Origin of the sequence: Glycomyces xiaoerkulensis, assembly GCF_002798405.1 — a bacterium.
GTDB classification, from domain to species: Bacteria; Actinomycetota; Actinomycetes; order Mycobacteriales; family Micromonosporaceae; genus Glycomyces; species Glycomyces xiaoerkulensis.
Window position 1 is genome coordinate 85535 of record NZ_PGGV01000032.1, and the last position, 20796, is coordinate 106330.

The 20796-nt window shown below is 69.2% G+C and carries 16 protein-coding genes; 3 read left to right on the forward strand and 13 right to left on the reverse strand.

Features of this window, described 5'->3' with window-relative positions; translation table 11 throughout:
- Nucleotides 1–51: 51 nt before the first annotated feature.
- From CUT39_RS13275 to secA, 8 genes are all read right to left on the reverse strand, one after another.
- A complete protein-coding gene (locus tag CUT39_RS13275; RefSeq protein WP_100447362.1) occupies nucleotides 52–2565 on the reverse strand; it encodes a CHAT domain-containing protein in 2514 nt (837 codons plus the stop codon).
- 10 nt (nucleotides 2566–2575) lie between these two features.
- Complete coding sequence (locus CUT39_RS13280; RefSeq protein WP_157930677.1) at nucleotides 2576–3109, reverse strand: carboxypeptidase regulatory-like domain-containing protein; 534 nt, start codon at nucleotides 3107–3109, stop codon at nucleotides 2576–2578.
- Nucleotides 3096–3710 carry an RNA polymerase sigma factor gene (locus tag CUT39_RS13285; RefSeq protein ID WP_100447366.1) on the reverse strand — a complete coding sequence of 205 codons (615 nt, stop codon included), beginning with the start codon at nucleotides 3708–3710 and terminating at the stop codon, nucleotides 3096–3098. Before CUT39_RS13285 ends, CUT39_RS13280 begins: the two co-directional genes overlap by 14 nt.
- 9 nt (nucleotides 3711–3719) lie before the next feature.
- The gene (locus CUT39_RS13290) at nucleotides 3720–5258 is read right to left on the reverse strand and encodes a S8 family peptidase (protein ID WP_100447368.1); all 1539 of its coding nucleotides are present in this window, start codon (nucleotides 5256–5258) and stop codon (nucleotides 3720–3722) included.
- Between the two features lie 451 nt (nucleotides 5259–5709).
- Nucleotides 5710–5988 (reverse strand): DUF397 domain-containing protein, encoded by a 279-nt coding sequence (locus tag CUT39_RS13295; protein WP_100447370.1) that lies wholly within the window; start codon nucleotides 5986–5988, stop codon nucleotides 5710–5712.
- Between the two features lie 54 nt (nucleotides 5989–6042).
- Entirely contained in the window at nucleotides 6043–7671 is a 1629-nt protein-coding gene (gene pruA, locus CUT39_RS13300; protein WP_100447372.1) for an L-glutamate gamma-semialdehyde dehydrogenase, read from the reverse strand.
- A 1030-nt stretch (nucleotides 7672–8701) separates the two neighbouring features.
- Entirely contained in the window at nucleotides 8702–9157 is a 456-nt protein-coding gene (locus tag CUT39_RS21840) for a DUF6912 family protein (protein WP_408611145.1), read from the reverse strand.
- Between the two features lie 4 nt (nucleotides 9158–9161).
- Nucleotides 9162–12089, reverse strand: coding sequence for a preprotein translocase subunit SecA (gene secA, locus CUT39_RS13310; RefSeq protein ID WP_100447468.1), 2928 nt, complete (start codon nucleotides 12087–12089; stop codon nucleotides 9162–9164).
- A gap of 117 nt (nucleotides 12090–12206) precedes the next feature.
- Here secA and CUT39_RS13315 point away from each other — a divergent pair, with 117 nt between their 5' ends.
- The 3 genes from CUT39_RS13315 (at nucleotide 12207) to CUT39_RS13325 (ending at nucleotide 15524) form a co-directional block, all read left to right on the forward strand.
- Entirely contained in the window at nucleotides 12207–13316 is a 1110-nt protein-coding gene (locus CUT39_RS13315) for a GNAT family N-acetyltransferase (RefSeq protein WP_100447376.1), read from the forward strand.
- A complete protein-coding gene (locus tag CUT39_RS13320; RefSeq protein ID WP_157930678.1) occupies nucleotides 13309–14292 on the forward strand; it encodes a GNAT family N-acetyltransferase in 984 nt (327 codons plus the stop codon). Before CUT39_RS13315 ends, CUT39_RS13320 begins: the two co-directional genes overlap by 8 nt.
- A 74-nt stretch (nucleotides 14293–14366) precedes the next feature.
- A complete protein-coding gene (locus CUT39_RS13325; protein WP_100447379.1) occupies nucleotides 14367–15524 on the forward strand; it encodes a L,D-transpeptidase in 1158 nt (385 codons plus the stop codon).
- Between the two features lie 108 nt (nucleotides 15525–15632).
- On the opposite strand, the gene hpf is transcribed toward CUT39_RS13325, so the two are convergent.
- The 5 genes from hpf to CUT39_RS13350 form a co-directional block, all read right to left on the reverse strand.
- Nucleotides 15633–16364 (reverse strand): ribosome hibernation-promoting factor, HPF/YfiA family, encoded by a 732-nt coding sequence (gene hpf, locus CUT39_RS13330; protein ID WP_100447381.1) that lies wholly within the window; start codon nucleotides 16362–16364, stop codon nucleotides 15633–15635.
- Between the two features lie 360 nt (nucleotides 16365–16724).
- A complete protein-coding gene (locus CUT39_RS13335; protein ID WP_100447383.1) occupies nucleotides 16725–17366 on the reverse strand; it encodes a ComF family protein in 642 nt (213 codons plus the stop codon).
- A gap of 73 nt (nucleotides 17367–17439) precedes the next feature.
- Complete coding sequence (locus tag CUT39_RS13340) at nucleotides 17440–18660, reverse strand: ABC transporter permease (protein ID WP_100447385.1); 1221 nt, start codon at nucleotides 18658–18660, stop codon at nucleotides 17440–17442.
- Nucleotides 18660–19904: a peptidoglycan-binding domain-containing protein gene (locus tag CUT39_RS13345; RefSeq protein ID WP_157930680.1), complete on the reverse strand. Its 1245-nt coding sequence runs from the start codon at nucleotides 19902–19904 to the stop codon at nucleotides 18660–18662. The genes CUT39_RS13340 and CUT39_RS13345 overlap by 1 nt, the downstream gene beginning before the upstream one ends.
- A gap of 79 nt (nucleotides 19905–19983) precedes the next feature.
- Nucleotides 19984–20655 carry a ferritin-like fold-containing protein gene (locus tag CUT39_RS13350; RefSeq protein ID WP_100447470.1) on the reverse strand — a complete coding sequence of 224 codons (672 nt, stop codon included), beginning with the start codon at nucleotides 20653–20655 and terminating at the stop codon, nucleotides 19984–19986.
- Between the last annotated feature and the right edge of the window lie 141 nt (nucleotides 20656–20796).

Genomic DNA, 20796 nt, shown 5'->3' on the forward strand with positions numbered 1-20796 from the left:
AGTGTTCGCATACGAGGAATTAATTGTACCGAACAAATTCGGGGGCCCCTGTCAAGCGCCGAAGCAGACGAAGGGATGCCAGGGGCGGTTCTCCCCCACCGCAGCCAGGGCCTCGGCCGGAGTCGCTCCGGCGGCGCAGCGGCGGTGGTAGTCGATCATCATCTCGGCGGCCAGGTCGTCGGGGACGCGGCCGAGGCTGGACACGACGGTGGAAGTTCCTGCGTGGAGCAGCGCCGCGGTGAAGCCGAGAGTCTCGTTCCCGACCGCGACGGTCGAGCGGCCGAGGTCGCAGGAGGACAGGACCACATGGCCGGGAGGCTGGTCGAGGCCGAGGAGCTCGTAGGCGTTGAGCGGGCCTTGACCGAAGTCGAGACGGGAGAAGAGGACGTTGTCGGGCTCGTGGTGGCCGTGGGCGGCGAGGTGGGCGACCGAAGCTCCGTCCAGGGCCTTCAGTACGAGTTCGGGGTCGGAGTCATCGGCCGGCATCAGGTTCGCGCCCGGATAGAGTCCTCCGATCGCGCTGATCTCGGTTCCAGCGGTATTCAAACGTGGCCCCGCGGCGGCCAGCGGCGGACCGTTGGGCCTCCGCCGAGTCGTTGCACGCCACCAGGCTTCGGCCGAGGGGGAGACGGTGATCGCTCTGCCGCGCAGCGGGGGCAGGAGCGGCCAAGGCACCCAGGCCAGTTTGCTATGAGGCACGATCACCACGTCACGATCACCGATCAGTTCACTGATCGGGTCCCAGATGCCTCTGGAAAGGATTTCGGCATTCCGGCGAACGGAAGCCTCGACGCTTTGCCGCAGGCGGTCCGGGAGAGGGTATGGTGCGCCGAGCGCATCGAGGTCGGCTCCTAGTCGCCGCCCGGACTCGACGGCCTCCTCCAATTTCATCAACTGGACATTCCGCAGTCCGCCCACCCCTGCCACGAGCGCCACCAGGTGATCGTTGATCCCATAGAGACTGACGATCACCGTTCCACGCTCTTCAGCCAGGAGCTGAATCTGTTCCGGTGTAATGCGTTCGGCCTGCAGGCGGGGACCCGGCTTGCTCCGGTCGTACGCACGGATCTCCTCTTCCAGCTCACGGACCCGCCGCATCGCCTCCGTGTCATCGCGTCCATCCATCTGAATGTCCCACAGCCGCTGACGGGCTTGCCGGAGCCGACCGATGGATTCTCGGGCGTCCGGGTCGGCGCTTGACTTCACCGGAGGAATACGTAGGGCCTGTGCGCGGCACCGCTCGGCCCATGCGAACATCCAAGCAGGATCTCCGTCTTCAGTGGCCCAGTGCAGGCCGCGGCTGGCCAACTGAATTCCTATGGCTGACACCCCGGCCTGGAACTCGATCGACCCGAATTCAGTTCGATATTCGTCGAGCTTGTTCAGTCCGGCCTGGAGCTCGGGAAAGGGATCGTCGTCCTCGGCCCTGGCCAGTTCGGCCAATGCGAGATGCCGTGCCAGAGTTGCCGACAGAGCGCCATATCCGTGGCTTTCGACTGGCCTCTCCAGGTGCTCTTGCGCCGTTTCGAACGCTTGATCTCGGATGTAGGAGCGCGCGGCGAGAATTCGAGCCTGCTCCATCCGCATAGTCCAACCGCGGTTGTCGAGCGCGGCGCAGAGCATCTCGACCTTGGTCGAGAAGTCCGAACCGGCCCGTTCGGAGTCGAAGAGCGCCTGAAGCGCAAGCAGCTTCGAAAGAAACGCCCACGTCTCGATCCCCATTCCGTAAAATGTCTCCATCGCCCGATGTGCCCAGAGTTCGGCCTCGGCGTAGTCCGTGGCCTCCAAGGCGACGATCGCGCGGAAGAACTCACCCGTAGCGGCGGTCCGCAAGTCGCCCTGCAACCGAACGCCGGCGATCGCTTCTTCCCACAGCTCCGCCGACTGACGGTACATGCCGACTCTCATCAGTGCATCGGCGTAAGCGGAGACCAGCCGGGCCTCGTGTTCGGGAGCGTGCTCCCGATAAAGACGCCTGAGATCCTCGAACTCCCTGATCGCACGGGTGACCTCGCCGAGCTCCAGCCACAGGAGTGCGCCCATGTGGCGGGCCTTGATCAGGTTTATGGTTCCCCCTAGAGCTGCGAACAGCTCCTGGGCCCGCTGGGTACTTTCCAGACCTTTTTGGAAATTGCCGAGATCCCGCCATACACCGGCGCGATTCATGTAAAGCCCGGCATACAGCCAATCCGGACCCCGCCGTTCAAGTATCGGCTCGGCCTTGTGAAACCATTCCAACGCCTCAGCGAGGCGCCCGTTCTGCCAGAGAATCAGGGCTCTCTGGTGCACGACGATGCCGCGATCCCGCGGGTCGACGAATTCCTCCGCTTGGTCGAGCATCCTCATGCCTTTCCAAGCCTGCCCTGAGAAGGTGAGCCCGGCGGCGCGGCTGGCCAATAGCCTTGCAATCAGCCGCGCACGGGAGGTACCCGGCGTGGGGGTGCGCTCTGGATCCCATTGGAGCAGTGCCAGGGCCTGGTTGTGAGCTTCGGCCGCTTCGATCACGCGGCCACGACTCTGCAGTCGCCGGCCGCGATCGTACAAACGCCAGGCGCGGGGGAGCATTCTTCAAATGCTACAACCGCACAGCGGGTGTTACGACCACCGCAGGCAATCCTTCCCTCTGCAGTTCCTCATCAGGCCGGATGACCAGTTGGAACATTTCTCCCTGAGGCAGCCCGTCGAGGACGAACCTGCCGCTTTCCTCGGTCACGGCCCGTCGTACACCCTCTGGACTGCGCAGCTCGACCTCGTACGTGCCCTCGGGCCCGATCCAGCCATCCAGCCGCACCTCCCCCGGCGTGGCCGGGCGAGGCGTGACCATGACGGTCAACGCCTCGCAGTCGAAGGTTATGGACGCCGGGTCACCCTGGCCCACAGCCACTTCGGTCTCACCTCGAACGAGCGTCGGTTCCGGTGGCCGAGCCACCCCCGCTACGCGGGCATCCAGCTCGGCCTCCAACTGCAAGGCGAACAGCACACGCTCGTTAAGATCATCGGGTATCGGATCATCTCGATTATGGAGCTCGTCGATCACCGCCAGAATACGCTGATCGCAGGAGTCCAACGGCTCGCTCTCACCCTGAGACTCAGGTTCACGCCGCATCATCGTCCCGCTCCTCACCTCTGCTCCAAGCCGGATCGGCCAGTAGCGTCCTTCTCAGTTTGTTCAAGCAGCGTCCCCTCGTGGGGCCGATGCTTCCCCTCTTCATCCCCAGTGCTTCGGCGATGTCGTCGTAATCCGGCCGATCGACGGCGGCCACATAGGCCAGCAGTCGTCGGCACCTGTCATCCTGGGCAAGGAAGGCACGTCGCACGGATTCGTGCTCGGCGCTGCGGACCAAGTCCTCCTCAACGCCGTCGATCATCGGTTCTTGAATATCCACTGGATCGCTCACGACTTCACGTCGAGAACGACCCGCCAGCCTCCAGGCTTCGCGTCGGACGGTGGTGAGCATCCACTTCGTCAGCGCAAGCGGATGCTCCAGCTCAGTGCTCGGACGCCAGAGGCGGAGCCATGCAGTCTGGACGGCGTCGGCGGCGCTTTCTCGGTCGAGACCCGCCCGACGGGCCACTCGCCAGAGAAGCACGTTGAGCTCCTCGACCAAGGTGCGCTGCGCTCCCTCATCACCTGCGCGCGCCGCCACGTACAGTTGCGCGCGCCGGTCGTAATCCACAGCGGCCGCAGAATGAGCGGAAGTCGCGTTCATGGCTCCAGGCTAACGGTTCTTCAACCGCTCGATCGCCCCACGAGCGCGAGCGGCGGCCTTCGCCGAATCCTCCACCACATCCGGACCGAGTTCCGCCATAGTGTTGACCAGGAACGAGGCAGCGATCGGCGCGGCGAAGGAGGTGCCTCCCCAAACCGCAAACCCTGAGGAGAAGTCGTCGGGATCATGACTCTCCCGGTGCCGGTCCGCGAAGGTCGCCCTCGTCCGCCGGTCCGGCATCAGCGAGCCTCTCGCTTCCTGGGGGAAGGTGCTCACCAATCCGGCCCCGGTCGCGAAGCAGGACACCCAGGGCCCGTCGTTGGAGAACATCGCCACATTCCGGTTCGGGTTGAGGGCACCGACACTGAGGACCGGTGCCGAATCATCCGGGCGTGGGAATGCTGCGAACGCGGCGGGGAAGAACGGCCTGTCGGACGATTGATTTCCCGCAGCCGCGACGACGGTGACTCCAAGGGAGGTGAGCCGCTGGATAGCGACGCCCATCCAGGTCTCGGGTTCGTCATCGGGATCCTCATCGACATAGCCCATAGCCAGGACGACCACATCGGCGGCGACGGCCTCGGGATCGCCTCCACGAGCAGCCTCAACCTGGTCCGCCACGTGGTGCAACGCTCCTACCAGCTCATGTTCGTAGGCGAGACCATCATTGTGGACGACACGCAGCGAGTACACCTGGGCATCGGGTGCCATCTGCCGTATTAGACCGGTCATGAACGTTCCGTGACCGAAGTGGGTTGCGACCTCACCAAGTAGTGTGTCCTCGTGGACGGGCCCCTCCCACGGATCATCAAGGGGCGGCGCCGGACTGTCCGAGCCCTCGGCAAGTTTGTGTTGGAATTCCTCATCGACCAGCACAAACGCATCCTCGTCGGACCTGCGGTCCGCGACAGTGAACGCGGAATGGCTCTGGGGCACACCAGAGTCGACAATGGCGACTTTGACGCGATTGTCCTTCGGCCGGCGAAGCGGCATCGGATTCACCATGTCGACCGGGATCCGGCCAAGCGGCTTCAGCGGACTCGAGTCAGGCGGTTCGGCACCGCTGATGTTGGGAGACATGCAGGCCACCAGCAGGTGCTCCAGTCTCACTCGGTCGGTGACCTCTGAGGCCAGCCGCCCCTCGTTGGTAGCGGTACGGAGCGATTGAAGCAGTGCCCATGCGTCAACAGCAGTGGGGTCCCCTTGTCCGGTAAGGGAAACCGGCACTCTGTGCGATCCTTGACCGGGGGTGATGGTGCGGCCCGCTTCACATTCCAATCGCAACCCGATCGGCCTGACGGCGCCTTCAAGGCGACGGCGCAGCGAGTCGTCCATGATGATCGACTCATCGACGAGGAGCCGGTCGTATCGGTAGATCGTGCCGACGGGCATTGCCGTGCCTGGGGCCCGAACCGCCTGACCCGGCCGCAGGACTCGGCCACTGTGCCGGTCAAGCGTCGGCGGAGACAAACTGGGCACGCCGGTCATGCGGTCGCGCTGGTCGTTTCGCTCTAGATGGGGTTCTTCATGGCTGAAGACCAAACGCATGGGAGCTCCTCTCGGGTCGGGGGTGTATGCAGTTGTGTAACGAGGAGAACGATACTTGTCATTGATGCTCCTCGCTGTCCCTGAGGCGCATGGTCCCAGGTCGGTTGTTCAGGCCCGGGGGCACTCAAGCCCGGAACGCGGCCGTTGTCATGTGCTGGACCGGTATCAACCGCGTTCACCGGTAAAGAGCGCTCATCGTGACCGCAGATACAGCGCCCCGCAGAATTTTCCTCGGAATTCTGCGCAGGCGGGTGCGCGACCGGGTCGAATACCGTGCCGGTCAGCGGTTCGTGAAGGAACAGGGCCGCATCGATGGCGCCCCTGGTCGGCGGCACTGGAGGCCGGGTCCGCCCGCGCCGGGCGAGTCGTTCGGGCACAGGGCGAGTAGGCGTACTGCCGGTCAGCGGAGCCGCGTGTCCGCGGCCCGAGAAGGGGCTCTACGGGCCGGCGGCTAGCGGTCGTCCTCGATCACTTCGACGATCGGCTCGTTCTCCCAGCTCTCGATGTCGAACTCGCCGTCCTTGACGCCCTCGACGAAGGCCTTCCACTCCGAGGGGGTGTAGATGAGGACGTCGCCGTCGGGGTCCTCGGCCAGGCGCAGCGCCACCATGCCGTTGTCGGCGTAGCCGATCTCCAGCGCCGCGGGCGTCCCGTCCTCGCGCGTCGTCCGCTCCCAGCGGGCCGATGAGGTGTCGAACTCTCCCTTGAGCGGGTGCTCACGCTTCGTCATCACCCAAGGATAAAGGGACCCGGAGCCGACGCCCCGGGCCCCTTCCGGTGAGACTCAGCCCTGGTGCGGGTAGCGGTAATCGGTCGGCGGAACGAAGTTCTCCTTGATCGACCTGGGGCTCACCCAGCGCACCATGTTCTGCCACGAACCGGCCTTGTCGTTCGTACCCGAACCGCTGGAGCCGCCGAACGGCTGCTGGTTCACCACCGCGCCGGTCGGCTTGTCGTTGATGTAGTAGTTGCCGGCGCTGAAGCGCAGCTCCTCGCTGGCCCACGCGATCGCCTTCCGGTCGGTGGCGAACAGCGCGCCGGTCAGCGCGAACGGCGCGACGTGGGCGGCCTGCTTCACTACCGACTCGAATTCGTCGTCGTCGTAGACGTACACCGCGTTGATCGGCCCGAAGTACTCCTGGGTGAACATCTCGTGGTTCGGGTCGCTGACCTCGACCAGGGTCGGTTCGACGAAGTAGCCCTCGGAGTCGTCGGCGCCGCCGCCGGTCACCACGCGGGCCTTGTCGTCGTTCCGCAGGCGGTCGAACAGCGCCGTGTGCTTGGCGTACGCCCGGTCGTCGATCACCGCGCCGCCGAAGTTCGAGAAGTCCCGGACGTCGCCGTAGGTGATCCCCTCGGTCATGCCCACCACGATGTCGCGCAGGCCCTTGTTCCACAGCGAGGCCGGGACGTAGGTGCGCGAGACCGCCGAGCACTTCTGGCCCTGGTACTCGTAGGAGCCGCGGACCATCGCCACCGCCAGGTGCTGCGGGTCGGCGCTCGGGTGGGCGACGATGAAGTCCTTGCCGCCGGTCTCCCCGATGATGCGCGGGTAGGCGTGGTAGCCGTCGATGTTCTCGCCGACCGACCGCCACAGGTTCTTGAAGGTGCGCACCGAGCCGGTGAAGTGCAGCCCGGCCAGGTCCGGGTCGTTCAGGGCCACGTTCGACACCGACTCGCCGTAGCCGGTCACCATGTTGATCACGCCCGGCGGCAGGCCGGCCTCCAGCAGGATCCGCATGAAGAAGTGGGCCGCGAACTGCTGGGTCGGCGAGGGCTTCCACACCACGGTGTTGCCCATGATCGCCGGGGCGGTCGGCAGGTTGCCGGCGATGGCCGTGAAGTTGAACGGGGTGATCGCCGTGACGAACCCGTCGAGCGGGCGGTGGTCGGTGCGGTTCCACATGCCCTTGGACGACTGGGGCTGCTTGCGGTAGATCTCCTCGGCGAAGGCCACGTTGAAGCGCAGGAAGTCGATCAGCTCGCACGCCGAGTCGATCTCGGCCTGTGCGGCGGTCTTGGACTGGCCCAGCATCGTCGCACCGTTGATGACGTCGCGGTACGGGCCGGAGAGGAGCTCGGCGGCGCGCAGAAAGATCGCGGCCCGGTCGGCGAAGTCGGTGCGGGTCCACTCCGCGCGCGCGGCTTTCGCGGCGGCGACGGCGTCGGCCACCTCGGAGTCGGTGGACTCGTGGGCGAGGCCGAGGACGTGCGCGTGGCGGTGCGGCTGGACCACCTTGAGCTCGGCGCCGCTGCCGCGGCGCCACTGGCCGGCGATGTTCATGTCGAGGTCGAGCTGCGTTCCCGCGAGCTCGTCGAGCTTCTTTTGGAGGCTCTCGCGCTCGGGGGTGCCCGGTGCGTAGTCGTACACCGGTTCATTCTTCGGGGTGGGGACGGCAAACAAGGCATCCATCGCACTCTCCCATTGATTCGATGGCCATCTACGGGCATAGCCCATTATTCCAGAGGCTACCCCACGGCTTCCCTCCTCGTCATCCTCGCACAGTTCGCACCCCGTGACCCGGTGCGATGTGAACAAAAGCCGACCCCGCCGATTGGAGCCCCGCGGGCGCCCGTACGTACGCTTGGCCGGTGACCGATACACAGGATTCGCCGCCGACCGGCGAGGTCGACCTGGCCCGGGCGCCGAAGCGGGAACCGCGCTGGGCGGCGGTCGTGCTCGGGGTCGGCGCGCTCGCCTCGCTCGGCGGGGTGCTGTACTCGCTCTACTCCCTCACCGGCATGGCCGACGGGCTCGACCAGACCGGCGTCATGATCCTGGCGCTGAGCCTGTTCAGCCCCGTCATCGTCGCCATGTTCGCCGGGGCCGTCGGCGGAGTGACGGCCGCTCGCCTGGACCGGCCGCGGCTGCCGGCGACCGCACTCGGGTCCGCCGCGGTCGGCCTGCTCGCCGGCGCGACGGCCTATGCGCTGTTCAGCGTCGACGCCGCCATCGCGCTGGCGCTGGCCCTGCTGCTGTTCGGGTCCGCGCTCGTCGGCGGAGCGCTGGCGATGCCGCGGGGGCGGATGCCCGTCGTCGCCGGACTGGGGGCCGCGCTGGTGCTGCTGATGTCCATGTTCCTGCGCGGGCTGCTGGACTCGGCCTCCAGGAGCCTGTTCAGCGACCCGCTCGACCGGTACAACCTGCTGGGCGCCATCGCCCCGTTCGCCGTCGGCCTGCTGTGCGGGTTCGCGGCATTCGGGCTGCTGCGCGCGGCGCGGTCCGGCTCCAAGCTCTACGGCCACCTGTTCGCCGGTGCGCTCCCGGGCCTGATCTGGTTCCTGGCGACCATCGTCGCCCAGATCGGCGTCGAGGTAGTGCTCGCGCTCGGGGCCGACCGGGTCGCCCCGGCCGACGAGGCGTCCCTGGCGCTCACCTTCCAGTGGCAGTACAACGGGTCCATGACCGTGCTGTTCGCCGGAGCGGTCTGCTCGGTACTCGCCTACGGCCTGCTGCTGCCCAAGACCCCCAAGAGCTCGTTAAGCTCCGACGGGGCGTACCAGTCCAGGACGTGCCGCTCCACCTCGTCCAGGTCGGGCGGGTCGGAGGCGGCGATCGCCTCGGCCGCGTCGGCGTCGTCGACGTGGACCGCCGCGACCCTCGCCAGCTTGACCACCCCGTCCAGGTCCGCCGCGGTCCCCTCCCGCTCGGACAGGAGGCGCTCGGGCACGTCGGCCGACACCACCGCCCGGCGCGGCACCTGCCCGACCAGGAGGGCCACCGCCGCCAGCGCGGCGTCGGCGAACGCGGTGTACTCCAGGTCCTCCAGGCCGGCATCGGGCGCGGCCGCGCGCAGCTCGGCGGTCACCATGTGCACCGGCGCGGCCGGCCCCAGTTCGCCGGAGTCGGCCAGCGTCCGCAGCATCGCGAGGTTCGCGGGAACGTAGATGCGGGTCATGCGCTTATTGTGCGGGGGCGCCGGGCGCGCCGTGGCAGCGCTTGTACTTCTTGCCCGAGCCGCACGGGCACGGCGCGTTCCGAGCCGGCTCGTTCGACGTCTGCCGCTGGTTGGGGTTGGCCTGCTGCGCCGGCGGCTTGGTGGTGGCCTTGCGCGGCCCGGCCGAGCGGGCGGCCTTGGACGCGACCTTGGCGCTGCCCTTGCTGCCGACGCCCGGGGTGCGCTGGACGTCCCGCTTCTTGCCGCCCTGCAGGGCCTTCGGCGGGCGCACGGCCGAGTCGCCCGAGGCGTCGGTGTCGCGCACCTGCGTGGCCCCGGTGCCGGCGGCGCCGTCGATGGCGGGTGCGCTCAGGCGCAACTGGTCGGGGCGCTGCAGCGGCTCCAGGCCCCGGATCTCGGCCACCGGTTCGGAGGACTTGCCGGACTCGGCACCCTCGGCGGGGCGCTTGAGCTCGGCGTTCATCAGGAACCGGACGGTGTCCTCCTTGATGCCGTCGAGCATGGTCTGGAACATGTCGTAGGCCTCGCGCTGGTACTCGATGACCGGGTCGCGCTGGGCGTAGGCGCGCAGGCTGATGCCCTGCTTGAGGTAGTCGACCTCGTAGAGGTGCTCGCGCCACTTGCGGTCGATCGTCTGGAGCATGACGCGGCGCTCGAGTCTGCGCAGCACGTCGGCGCCGAACTCCTCCTCGCGCTGGGCGTAGGCGGCGTGGGCGTCCTCCTGGACGGCCTCGAGCAGCGTGTCGGGCTCGAGCTTGTCGATGCCGCCGACGCGCTCGATGAGCTCGTCCTTGGTGAGGCGGATCGGGTAGAGCTGCTTGAAGGCGCTCCACAGCTCGTCGAGGTCCCAGTCCTCGGCGTAGCCGTCGGCGGTGGCGCCGGCGACGTAGGCCTCGAGCACGTCGTCGATCATGTGCGAGACCTGGTCGGAGACGTCGTCGCCGCGCAGGACCGAGCGCCGCTCGTCGTAGATGACGGTGCGCTGCTTGTTCATGACCTCGTCGTACTTGAGGACGTTCTTGCGGATCTCGGCGTTGTGGCCTTCGATCTGGGACTGCGCCGACTCGATCTGCTTGGTGACGAGCTTGGATTCGATCGGGACGTCGTCGGGGACGCGGAGCCGGTTCATCATGCCGCGCACCGCGTCGGCGTTGAACCGCTTCATCAGGTCGTCCGACAGCGACAGGTAGAAGCGGGACTCGCCGGGGTCGCCCTGGCGGCCGGCGCGGCCGCGGAGCTGGTTGTCGATGCGGCGGGACTCGTGCCGCTCGGTGCCGAGCACGTACAGGCCGCCCACGTCCCGGACCTCGTCGGCTTCGGCGGCGCTGATCTCCTCGAACTTCTTGAGGGTCTCCTCCCAGGCCTGGGCGTAGGTCTCCTCGTCGGCCTCGTCGACGCCGCGCTGACGCAGTTCGGCGGCGGCCAGGTACTCGGGGTTGCCGCCGAGCATGATGTCGGTGCCGCGGCCGGCCATGTTGGTGGCGACGGTGACCGCGCCCTTCTGGCCGGCCTGGGCGATGATGTCGGCCTCGCGGGAGTGGTTCTTGGCGTTGAGGACGTTGTGCTTGACGCCGCGCTTCTTCAGCGCCCGGGCGAGCATCTCGGACTTCTCGACCGAGACGGTGCCGACCAGGACCGGCTGGCCGGTCTCGTGGCGCTCGACGATGTCGTCGACGACGGCGGCGTACTTCGCCTCCTCGGTCTTGTAGATGACGTCGGAGCGGTCGGCGCGGATCATCGGCTTGTTGGTGGGGATGGTGACGACGCCGACGTCGTAGACGCGGTGGAACTCGGCGGCCTCGGTCTGGGCGGTACCGGTGATGCCGGCGAGCTTGTCGTACATGCGGAAGTAGTTCTGCAGGGTGGTGGTCGCGAAGGTCTGGTTCTCCTGCTTGATCTCCACCCCTTCCTTCGCCTCGATGGCCTGGTGGATGCCCTCGTTGAAGCGGCGGCCCGGGAGGACGCGACCGGTGAACTCGTCGACGATGAGGACCTCGCCGCCCTCGGAGACGATGTACTCGCGGTTGGGCTCGAACAGCTCCTTGGCCTTGATGGCGTTGTTGAGGTAGCCGACCAGGGGGGTGTTGACCGAGTCGTAGAGGTTTTCGATGCCGAGCCGGTCTTCGACCTTGGCGACGCCCTCCTCGGTGATGGCGATCGTGCGCTTGCCCTCGTCGACCTCGTAGTGCTGGTCGGGGCGCATCCCGTTCACGATCCGGGCGAACTCGGTGTACCAGCGCTGCTGGTGCTCGGCGGGGCCGGAGATGAGGATCGGGGTGCGGGCCTCGTCGATCAGGATCGAGTCGACCTCGTCGACGATGGCGTAGTTGTGGCCGCGCTGCACCAGGTTGTCGATCGAACCGGCCATGTTGTCGCGGAGGTAGTCGAACGCCAGCTCGCTGTTGGTGCCGTAAGTGACGTCGCACTCGTAGGCCTCGCGGTGCCTGTCCGAGCCCTCGCCGGGCAGCACGACGCCGACGCTCAGGCCCAGGAAGCGGTGGATCTCACCCATCCACTCGGCGTCGCGGCGCACCAGGTAGTCGTTGACGGTGACCTGGTGGACGCCCTCGCCGCTCAGGGCGTTGAGGTAGACCGGGAGCGTGGACACGAGGGTCTTGCCCTCACCGGTCTTCATCTCGGCGATGTTGCCCTGGTGGAGGGCGACTCCGCCCATGAGCTGCACGTGGAAGTGCCGCATCCCGCGGACGCGCTTGGCGGCCTCCCGGACGGTGGCGAACGCCTCCGGGAGCAGGTCGTCGAGGGTCTCGCCGTCGGCGAGGCGCTTTTTGAACTCGTCGGTCAGGCCGCGGAGCTCCGCGTCGGTCATCGACTCGTACTCGGGTTCCATCGAGTCGATGGCGTCGGCAATGGCGTGGAGCCGCCTGATGGCGCGGCCCTCGCCGGCCCGCAGGACCCTTTCGAACAATGACACGGTGAAGTCAGCTCCCAGCAACGTCTTGGCCACGGATCAAGGGTGGATTTCGCGTTCAATAGTACGCGTCGAAACCTGGTCGACCTCCGGACGGCCGCTGCGGCACAATCGTTCGGTATGGATCCGGTCACCCTCCAAGCAGAAGGCCTGCGGCTCGTCCCCTGGGAGGCGCGGCACCTCCCCGATCTGCAGCGCGTCTACGACGACCCGCTCGTCGAGCGGTTCCTGGTCATGCCGCTGCCGTGGACCGGGCAGGAGCGCGACCGGTTCCTCGAGGTGTGCCGGCGGCACTGGCGGGCCGGCAATCCGCGCTGGGCGATCGTCGACGAGGCCGGGGCCCTGCTCGGGTCGGCGGCGCTGTCGCACTCGTTCGCCCGCGAAGCCTCGATCACCTACGTCACCGCGCCCTGGGCGCGGGGCCGGGGCGTGGCGCAGCGGGCGATCCGCGCGGCGGTGCGGTTCGCGTTCGACAACCTGGCCATGCAGCGCGTCTCCTGGGACGCGATCGTGGGCAACCACGCCTCCCGGCTGGCGGCGGTCCGCACCGGCTTCACCGTCGAGGGCATCGCCCGGAACGGGGTCTACCAGCGCGGCACGCCGCGGGACTGCTGGATCGGCGGGATCGTCCCCGGCGAGCTGCGTGGCCCCGACGACCCGCCGGCCGACTACGCGGTGCTCAAGGCGCAGGCGGGGTTCTTCATGGCCGAGCAGCCGGTGCTGGGGACCGACGTGGCCGGGCTGCGGCTGCGGCCGCTGCGCGAGGGCGACCTCGACGACGTGGCCGCGACCTGCGCGGACGAGGAGACGCAGCGGTACACCAGCGTGCCGGCCGGGTACACGCGCTCCGACGCCGACGATTTCCTCCGGCTGACGCGGTCGAGATGGGACCGCGGCACGAACGTCTACTATGTTCTGGCCGATGACGCCGACCGGTTCTGCGGGGCGGTCGAGCTGTCGCTCGGCGAGCCCGGTGAGGCCGAGATCGGCTACATGTGTTCGCCGTGGGCCCGCGGCCGCGGCTGGACGAGCGCGGGGGTGAAGCGGATCTGCCGCCTGGGGTTCGAGGAGCTCGCGCTGGAGAAGGTCGACTGGCGGGCGGTGGTCGGCAACGAGGCGTCCCGGAGGGTGGCCGAGAAGGCCGGGTTCGTCGTGGAAGGCACGAGGCGGCATTTTCTGCACAGACCGGGCGAACGGCTTGACTCGTGGGTCGGCTCCCTGCTTGGCTGAGGGCGTGTATGTCATCGAGCCGGTCACGACGGCGGCTTTCACTCTGCGCCAGGCGGACGACGATGCGAAGATCGAATGCGGGTTCGAACCCGACCTGGTGGCGGTCGCGCCCGAGGGCGACGGGCTTTGGGGGGCGATGCGCCTGACCGAGGCCGACGGGGTCGTGTCGGTCCGGTTCTGGGTGGCCCCCGAGCAGCGCGGCAGAAAGCTCGGCGCGGCCATGCTGAAGGCGGCGGCGCCGCCGCTGTTCGCCTCGGGGGTCCGCCGGATCGAGACGCGCCCGCCGGTGCGGGAGCCGGCGGCGATCCGCGCGGCCATGCGGGCCGGGTTCCGCCCCGATTCGGGGGTGATCCGCGGCGGCGCGTACGACGGGGGCGACGCGCTCGGGCTGGGGCTGCTGGCCGGCGACGGCCGCGGACCGGCACCCAGGGTGCTGCCCGACCTGGCCGGCGGGGAGCTGACCGACGGCACGGTCTCGCTGCGGCCGCTGCGGCCGGACGACTTCGAGGCCCATCTGCGGCACCGCACCAGCCCCGACGTGTACTCGGGGGCGGCGCTGCCGCTGCCGCCGAGCGTCGGCGAGGTGGTCGAGATGTGCGAGTGGCGGGCGGCGGTGGACTGGCTGCTGGGTCGGGCGGCGCTGATGGTCATCGACGACGGCGCCGGCTACCGGGGCACGATCGGGCTCTACGACGTGGCGCGGCTGATCGGCACGGCGATGATCGGCTACGACCTGAGTGCCGACGCCCGCGGCAAGGGCTACGCGACCGGGGCGGTCCGGCTGATCTGCCGGTGGGCGTTCGAGGAGGTCGGACTGGACCGGGTCTGGGCCGGAACCGACGTCCACAACGCCGCCTCGCAGGCGGTGCTGCGGCGTACGGGCTTCAGGCTGGAGGGCGTCGAGCGGGGCGGACTCCCGTCGGTGGACGGAACCAGGCGGGACACCTTGGTCTGGGCCACACTTTCCCGGACCTGAACCGCAACCTTCCCCGGTGTGATGCGCGTCCAATATATAGTGAACAGGTCGCATCATTCAGTGGAGGAATCCCCTTGAAGTTCTTGCCCGCCCGCGTGCTCGCGGCCACCATCGTGCTGCTGTTCGCCGGTGCCTGCGGCGCACCGCAGCAGGGTGCCTTCACCCCTGCCCCCATCGTCCCCGAGATCGGTTTGGAGGCAGGCGATCCGCAGGACCCGACCGAATCGTTCACCCTTACCGCCGTCGACGGGATCCTCGAGGAGGTTTCGGTCACCTCCGACCGCGCCAAGACCATCGAGGGCGCCTTCAGCGAGGACCTCACCGAATGGACCTCCGAAACGGTCATGGACGCCGGAAGCACCTATACCGTGACCGCCATGGCCGTCAGCTCCGACGGCACCGTGACCTCCATCGAAGAGGAATTCGTCACCGAGAGCCGCGACGACTCCGGCTTCGCCGTACTCGACGTGACCCCCGCCATCGAGGGCGAGACCGTCGGCGTCGGCGCGCCGATCATCGTCACCTTCACCGAGGCCGCCCCCGACCGCGCCCGGGTCGAGCAGCAGCTCCGGGTGGAGTCCGAGAAGGACCACGAGGGCGCCTGGCGGTGGATCAGCGACTCGCAGGTGATCTACCGGACCAAGGAGTACTGGGAGCCGCACCAGACGGTGACCTTCACCGCCGCGTTCGACGGCGCCCTCCTCGGCGACGGCGCCTGGGGCGGCGAGGACCACTCGGTGGACATCGAGGTCGGCGCCTCCCAGATCACCTACGCCGATGTGAGCTCCCACAGCATGACCGTGGAGATCGACGGCGAGGTCGCCAAGGAGATCCCCATCAGCTACGGCTCGGGTTCGGAGTGGGAGTACCACACCGCCACCGGCGTGCACCTGGTGATGTCGAAGGTCGAGCACAAGGTGATGGTGGCGCCCGGCAAGGACGAGGACGACCCCGACTACTACGAGACCCCGGTCAACTGGGCCACCCGCATCAACGCCTCCGGCGAGTTCATCCACGGCGCGCCGTGGTCGGAGTGGGCCCAGGGCAACACCAACGTCTCGCACGGCTGTCTGAACGCGAGCGACGAGAACGCGAAGTGGTTCTACGAGATCGCCCAGCGCGGCGACCCGGTCGAGGTCGTCGGCTCCCCGCGCGAGATGCCGTGGACGAACGGCTGGGGCTACTGGATCCTGTCGTGGGAGGAATGGCAGCAGGGCTCGGCGCTCGAGTAGACGGCTCCGGACGCACCGGAGGCCCCGAGCGTTCGCTCGGGGCCTCTCGGCCGGTCCGGATGCCACCCCTCAAAGCATCCGGACCGATGGGACAGGTCTCGGTGGCGGCTACAGGTCGAGCCGCAGCAGCCCGTAATCGTAGGCGCGGCGGCGGTAGACGACCGACGGTTTGCCGCTCTCCTTGTCGTGGAACAGGTAGAAGTCGTGTCCCACGAGCTCCATGTTCTCGAGGGCGTCGTCGACGGTCATCGGCTCCCCCGGGTGGATCTTCTCGCGGGCGATCCGTCCGGGCAGGTGCTCCTCGACCAGGCCCTCGTAGTGGTCGACATCCTCAGAGATGAAGTGCGCGTTCGCGTAGTCCTCGCGTTCGGGGCCGGCTCCCACGCCTCTCGGCTCGGTGAGCGTTCCGCGGCTGCTCATCGGTTGGGCCCTGCCGGCGCGCCCCTGCCGGTAACCACCGTGCTCCATCTGCGCGGCCGCCGTGGCCTCGGCCAGTGAGATCGGCCGCGACTTGCCGCCGCGGTGGACCCGCTTGCGGTCGGAGGCCTTCCGCAACTGGTGGCCGAGCTTGGTGCAGGCCACTTCGAATGCGGAGCGGAAGTCCCCGGAGCTGGCCTCGGCCCGCATCACCGCGCCGTTGGGGCGGCAAGTGATCTCGACGCGCTGGGCATGGTCGTTCTGACGGGGGTTGGGCTCGTGGTACAGCTCGACGTCGATGTCGATCGCGTCGCCGTCGTACCGTGCCAGGTACTTGGCGATCTTGGCTTCGATCTTCTCTTCGACGAGCTCCCGGTAGTGGTCGGGAACCTCTACGTTACGGCCCTTGACGACGATTTCCACCTCTGAACCTCCCAGGTGCATTCCGCGGGTACGGCGATGCTGACGATGTTCTGCTAGCTGGGTCCGGAGCCGGTAGCCCGGTACGGCGGAAGGAAGAAACCTCCTCTCGACGGGGGACGACAGGCGGTCCGGGTAGCTCTCCGGCAGGGAGAATTCACTTCCGGTACAGCGGTAAGCCACCTGTTCCCGGCCGTCTCGTTACCGATCTGAGATTTTGAGACTATCCCTTGGATCACCGAAAGTCGACCCCCTTGATATTGGAATTCTCCAACGCCGGGGGGCGTGCGCGCGCGCATTTCACCAGAGTGACGGCAACTTTTCGCAAGTGCGTCCAAACCGTGAGCAATACCGTCGCCTCACTCATCGTGCCGCCAGCGCTACCGCCAGTGGCACCGCGACGCCGGCCCGTCGCAGGACCGCGGCCGCGGCCGCGAGCGTGGCGCCGGTGGTGACGACGTCGTCGACCAGGACCGCCGGCCGCCCGGAGGCGGCCAGCGCGGCGGCCCTGCCGGGGACGGCCTCGAGGCTCCGCCGGGCCGCACTGCGCCGCTGCGCGGGGGTCAGGCCGACCGAGTCGGGCCGGGGACCGGCGGTGAGGCAGCGTCGCACCTCCCCCGCCGGGCGGCACAGGGCGGCGACGTGGTCGAAGCCGCGTTCGCGCCGGGCGGCGCGGGTGGGCGGGATCGGTACGAGCACGGCTCCGGGCGCCTCCTCGGCGGTGAGCGCGAGCGGGCGCCGGAGGAGGCCGGACAGGGTGGGGGCGAGCTCGCGGCGGCGGCGCTCCTTGTATTCGTTGATCGCCTCGGCCAGGACACCGTCGTAGGCGCCGGCCACGACCACCGGCGGTGCCTCGCGCTCGCGCGGGATGGCGAGTCGGGGCGGGCCGGCGGGGAGCGCGTCGCCGCAGGGGGCGCACAGTCCCCCGGCGGCGGACGGCTCCCGTCGGCAGGCCGCGCAGGCGGCGGGCAGGAACAGTTCCCGGAGGGCCTCGGCGATCGTCACGTCCGGCGTAACGAGGGAGGTGGGGGCCCGGTCACTGGCAGGCGAATGACCGGGCCCGGTCCAGGGGCGGCCCTCAGGTTCTGAGGGTGATGGCGGGCGGGATGCGGGAGGCGCGCCAGGCGGGGTAGACCCCGGCGACGACGCCGACGGCCCCGCCGACGGCCGGTCCGGCGGCGAACAGGACCGGTTCGAACACCACCTGCCAGTCCCGGGCGAGCGAGACGAGCGCGACCACGTTCACCCCCAGCACGGTCCCGACCAGCCCGCCGATCAGGCCGATGAGGGTCGACTCCCACACGAACTGCATCGCCACCGCCCGCCGCGCGGCCCCGACCGCGCGGCGCAGGCCGATCTCGCTGCGGCGCTCCATGACGCTGACCAGGGCGGTGTTGGACACCGAGACCGCCCCGATCACCAGCGAGACCGCGGCCAGGCCCAGCAGGAGCGCCTGCATCTCGTTCTCCACGCCCTTGCGGAAGCTCCGCAGGTCGCCGGGTTTGGACACCGAGAGGCTGCCCGGCCCCTCGGGGAAGACGGCCACCGGTGCGGTGGCGGCGACCTTGTCGGCCGCGCCCAGGTCGGTGCGGATGTACACCTCCGCGGGCGAGTAGTCCTCGTCGGCGCCGGTGCACGGGCCCGGCGGGACGACGATCGCGTTGGTCAGCTTCGCCTCCCCTTCGGGCGCCTCGAACACGCCGATCAGGGCGTGCCCGACCCCGTCGAGGTAGACCATCGGGGCGCCTTCGAGGGAGCCGTAGCCCAGGTCGCGGGCCGCCGAGGTGTCGATGACCGCGACCCGGTCGCCGCGCTCGACGTGCCCGGAATCGAACGGGCCTCCCGCGGTGAAGTCGAACCCGTAGGCGGCCATCGCGCCCGGTTCGGCGCCGAACACCGGGAAGCCGCGGGTGTAGTAGCCCTCGGCCGTCCGCGAGGCCGGCACGTCCTCGCCGGAGGCGCACAGGACGCCCGCCTCGACCACCCCGGCGATGCCCCGCACCCGCCGGGCCGACTCCAGGCTCGGCGCGTGTCCGGCATCGCGCATCGAGTTCGAGAACGACACGGTCACCTCGGTGGCCTCGGTCGCGTCGAACCGCTCGGCGATCGCCGCCGCCGAGGTCGAGGACAGCCCCACCGTGGCGACGGTGGCCGCGATGCCCAACGCGATCCCGATCGCGGTCATCCAGGTCCGCACCGACCGGCCGCGGAGACTGGCCAGGGCCTCGTGGGCGATCCCGAGGCCCACGGCCCCGAAGCGGCGGCCGGACCCGGCCCTACGGGCCCGCCGGCGCGCCATCAGCGGCCGTCCCGATCCCGCCAGGCCACCACGACCCGGTCGCCGCCTTCGAGCTCGCCTCCGACCGGCTCGACGGCCCCGCGGCCCTCGTGCCGCACGGTCACCTCCACCTCCACGTGCCGCTCGGCCTCGCCCTCGCCTGCCTGGACGGTCACCAGCGTCGCCCCGGCCGCGTCGGTCCACAGCGCCGACAGCGGCACGATCAGCGCCCCCTCCTCGCTGCGGGCCCGCACCAGCACCACCTCCTGCTCGGTGCCCGGCACCAGCTCGCCGGCATCGTCGAGGTCGGACTCGGACAGCTCGAACACCGCGACCGTCCGCTCGACCGGCTCGGCCGACTCGGCGGCCCACGGGTCGGCCTGTTCGGGCTCGACCTCCCGCCGCTCCAGCTCGGGCGCGGCCGCCTCCAGCCCGTCGAAGGGACCGGAGCCGTACTCGAGCTCGGCGTCCTCGCCGAACTTCGCCAGCTCGGCGGCCTCGGCCTCCGACAGCTCGGCCTCCAGCTTCCAGTCGCCGGAGACCAGGGTCATCACCGTGCCCTCCACCGGCGCCGACTGCTCGGCCCCGACCTCGCCGACCTGCATCGGCAGCTCGGGCAGGAACACCGCCTCCGAGGCCGGCAACCGCACCCGCTCGACGGTGCCGGTCCGCGCCCCGCCGCCCTCGGGCGGCACCTCGCCCTCGGCCGGGTCGGGCTCGACCGCCGCGGCGACCGTGTCCGCCTCATAGCCGAGGTTCTCGTAGAGCCGCTCGACGTCGTCGGCGGTCCGCGCACCGAACTCCCCGGTCACCGGGGTCCCGTAGAACCAGGACAGGGCCCGCTGCAACTGCTCCACATCCGGACCCGAATCGCCCTCGGCCAGATCGCGGTAGGCCGGCACGTCCCCCGGCAGCGCGATCATCGGCCGCCCCGACACCTCCAGCAGCACCGTCCCGGCGCCCACCTCGTCACCGGCCTCCAGCGGGACCCCCGAGGCCAGCGCGACCTCCGCCCCCGCAGGGGCCGACGGGGCGCCGACGGCGAAGCCCCCGGTCCGGTCGAGCTCGGCGCTCAACGACACCGTGTCGACCAGCCGCCCCTGCTCGACCGGAACGGTGACGACGCTGTCGGCCGGTTCAGCGGTCGCCTCGGCCCGCTGCGCCGGGGTGCGGGCCTGCGCCGCGAAGTACCAAGCCGCCCCAGTGGCACCCAACAGCGCCACCGCCAGCACCCCGCTCACCACATGGCTACTCGAAAGCCGCATTCCAAGCTCCACCTCCGCTCCCATGACGCGTACCGCCGCAGGCGGAGTTGCGGTGCGTGAATCTCGATTCGGTAACGGCTCAGTTGTTGAGGCCGACCGACCGCATGCGTTCCTGGTGGGCTCGGGTGAGGACGCGGAGCACCGATTCGAAGGAGTCGTCGCCGCCGATGAGATCGGCGAGGCTCTCGTGGGTGGAGGCGACGGCTTGGGCGCGGTTGATGCCCTCTCCGACCAGGCGCCGGGCCCACAGCGAGAGCCGGCCGGAGGCGGTGGGGTCGTCTTCGACCGCGGCCCGGATCTCTCCGGCGGCGAACTCGGCCGCGGTGCCTTCGGCGAGGACCTGGTCGATCAGGCGCCGGTCGGCGTCGTCGAGCCTGGCGGCGACGGCGCGGAAGAAGTCGTCGGCGACCGCGTCGCCGACGTAGACCTTGACGAGGGCTTCGAACCAGTCGCGGGGGGCGGTCTTGGCGTCGAAGGCGCGGAATGCCTCGCGGAAGGGGTCCATGGCGTCGGCCGGTTCGACGCCGAGTTCGGTCAGGCGGTCGGCCAGGAGCCGGAAGTTGCGGATCTCACCTACGGCCGCTTCGGACAGGTGGGCGCGGCGGCCCAGGTCGGGGGCCAGGCGGGCGTCGACGGCCATTCGTTCGAACGCGAGCAGTTCGCCGAGGGCAAGCAGCCCAAGGAGATCGATGACGGCCTCGCGGCTGGGGCGCCACTGGCCGGGGCCGGACTGGTCGGTTGGTTCGGACACCACGGCAGGTTACCACCGGGCCTGGAGGGGCACTCGCTTCCGAGGGCGCGCGAGCGGCGCAACGAGACGTTCCGCTCGCGACCGCGTACGATGGTGGTTGAGGCTGCGGCCCTTAAGTGGCAAAATCCCTGAACAACGCAG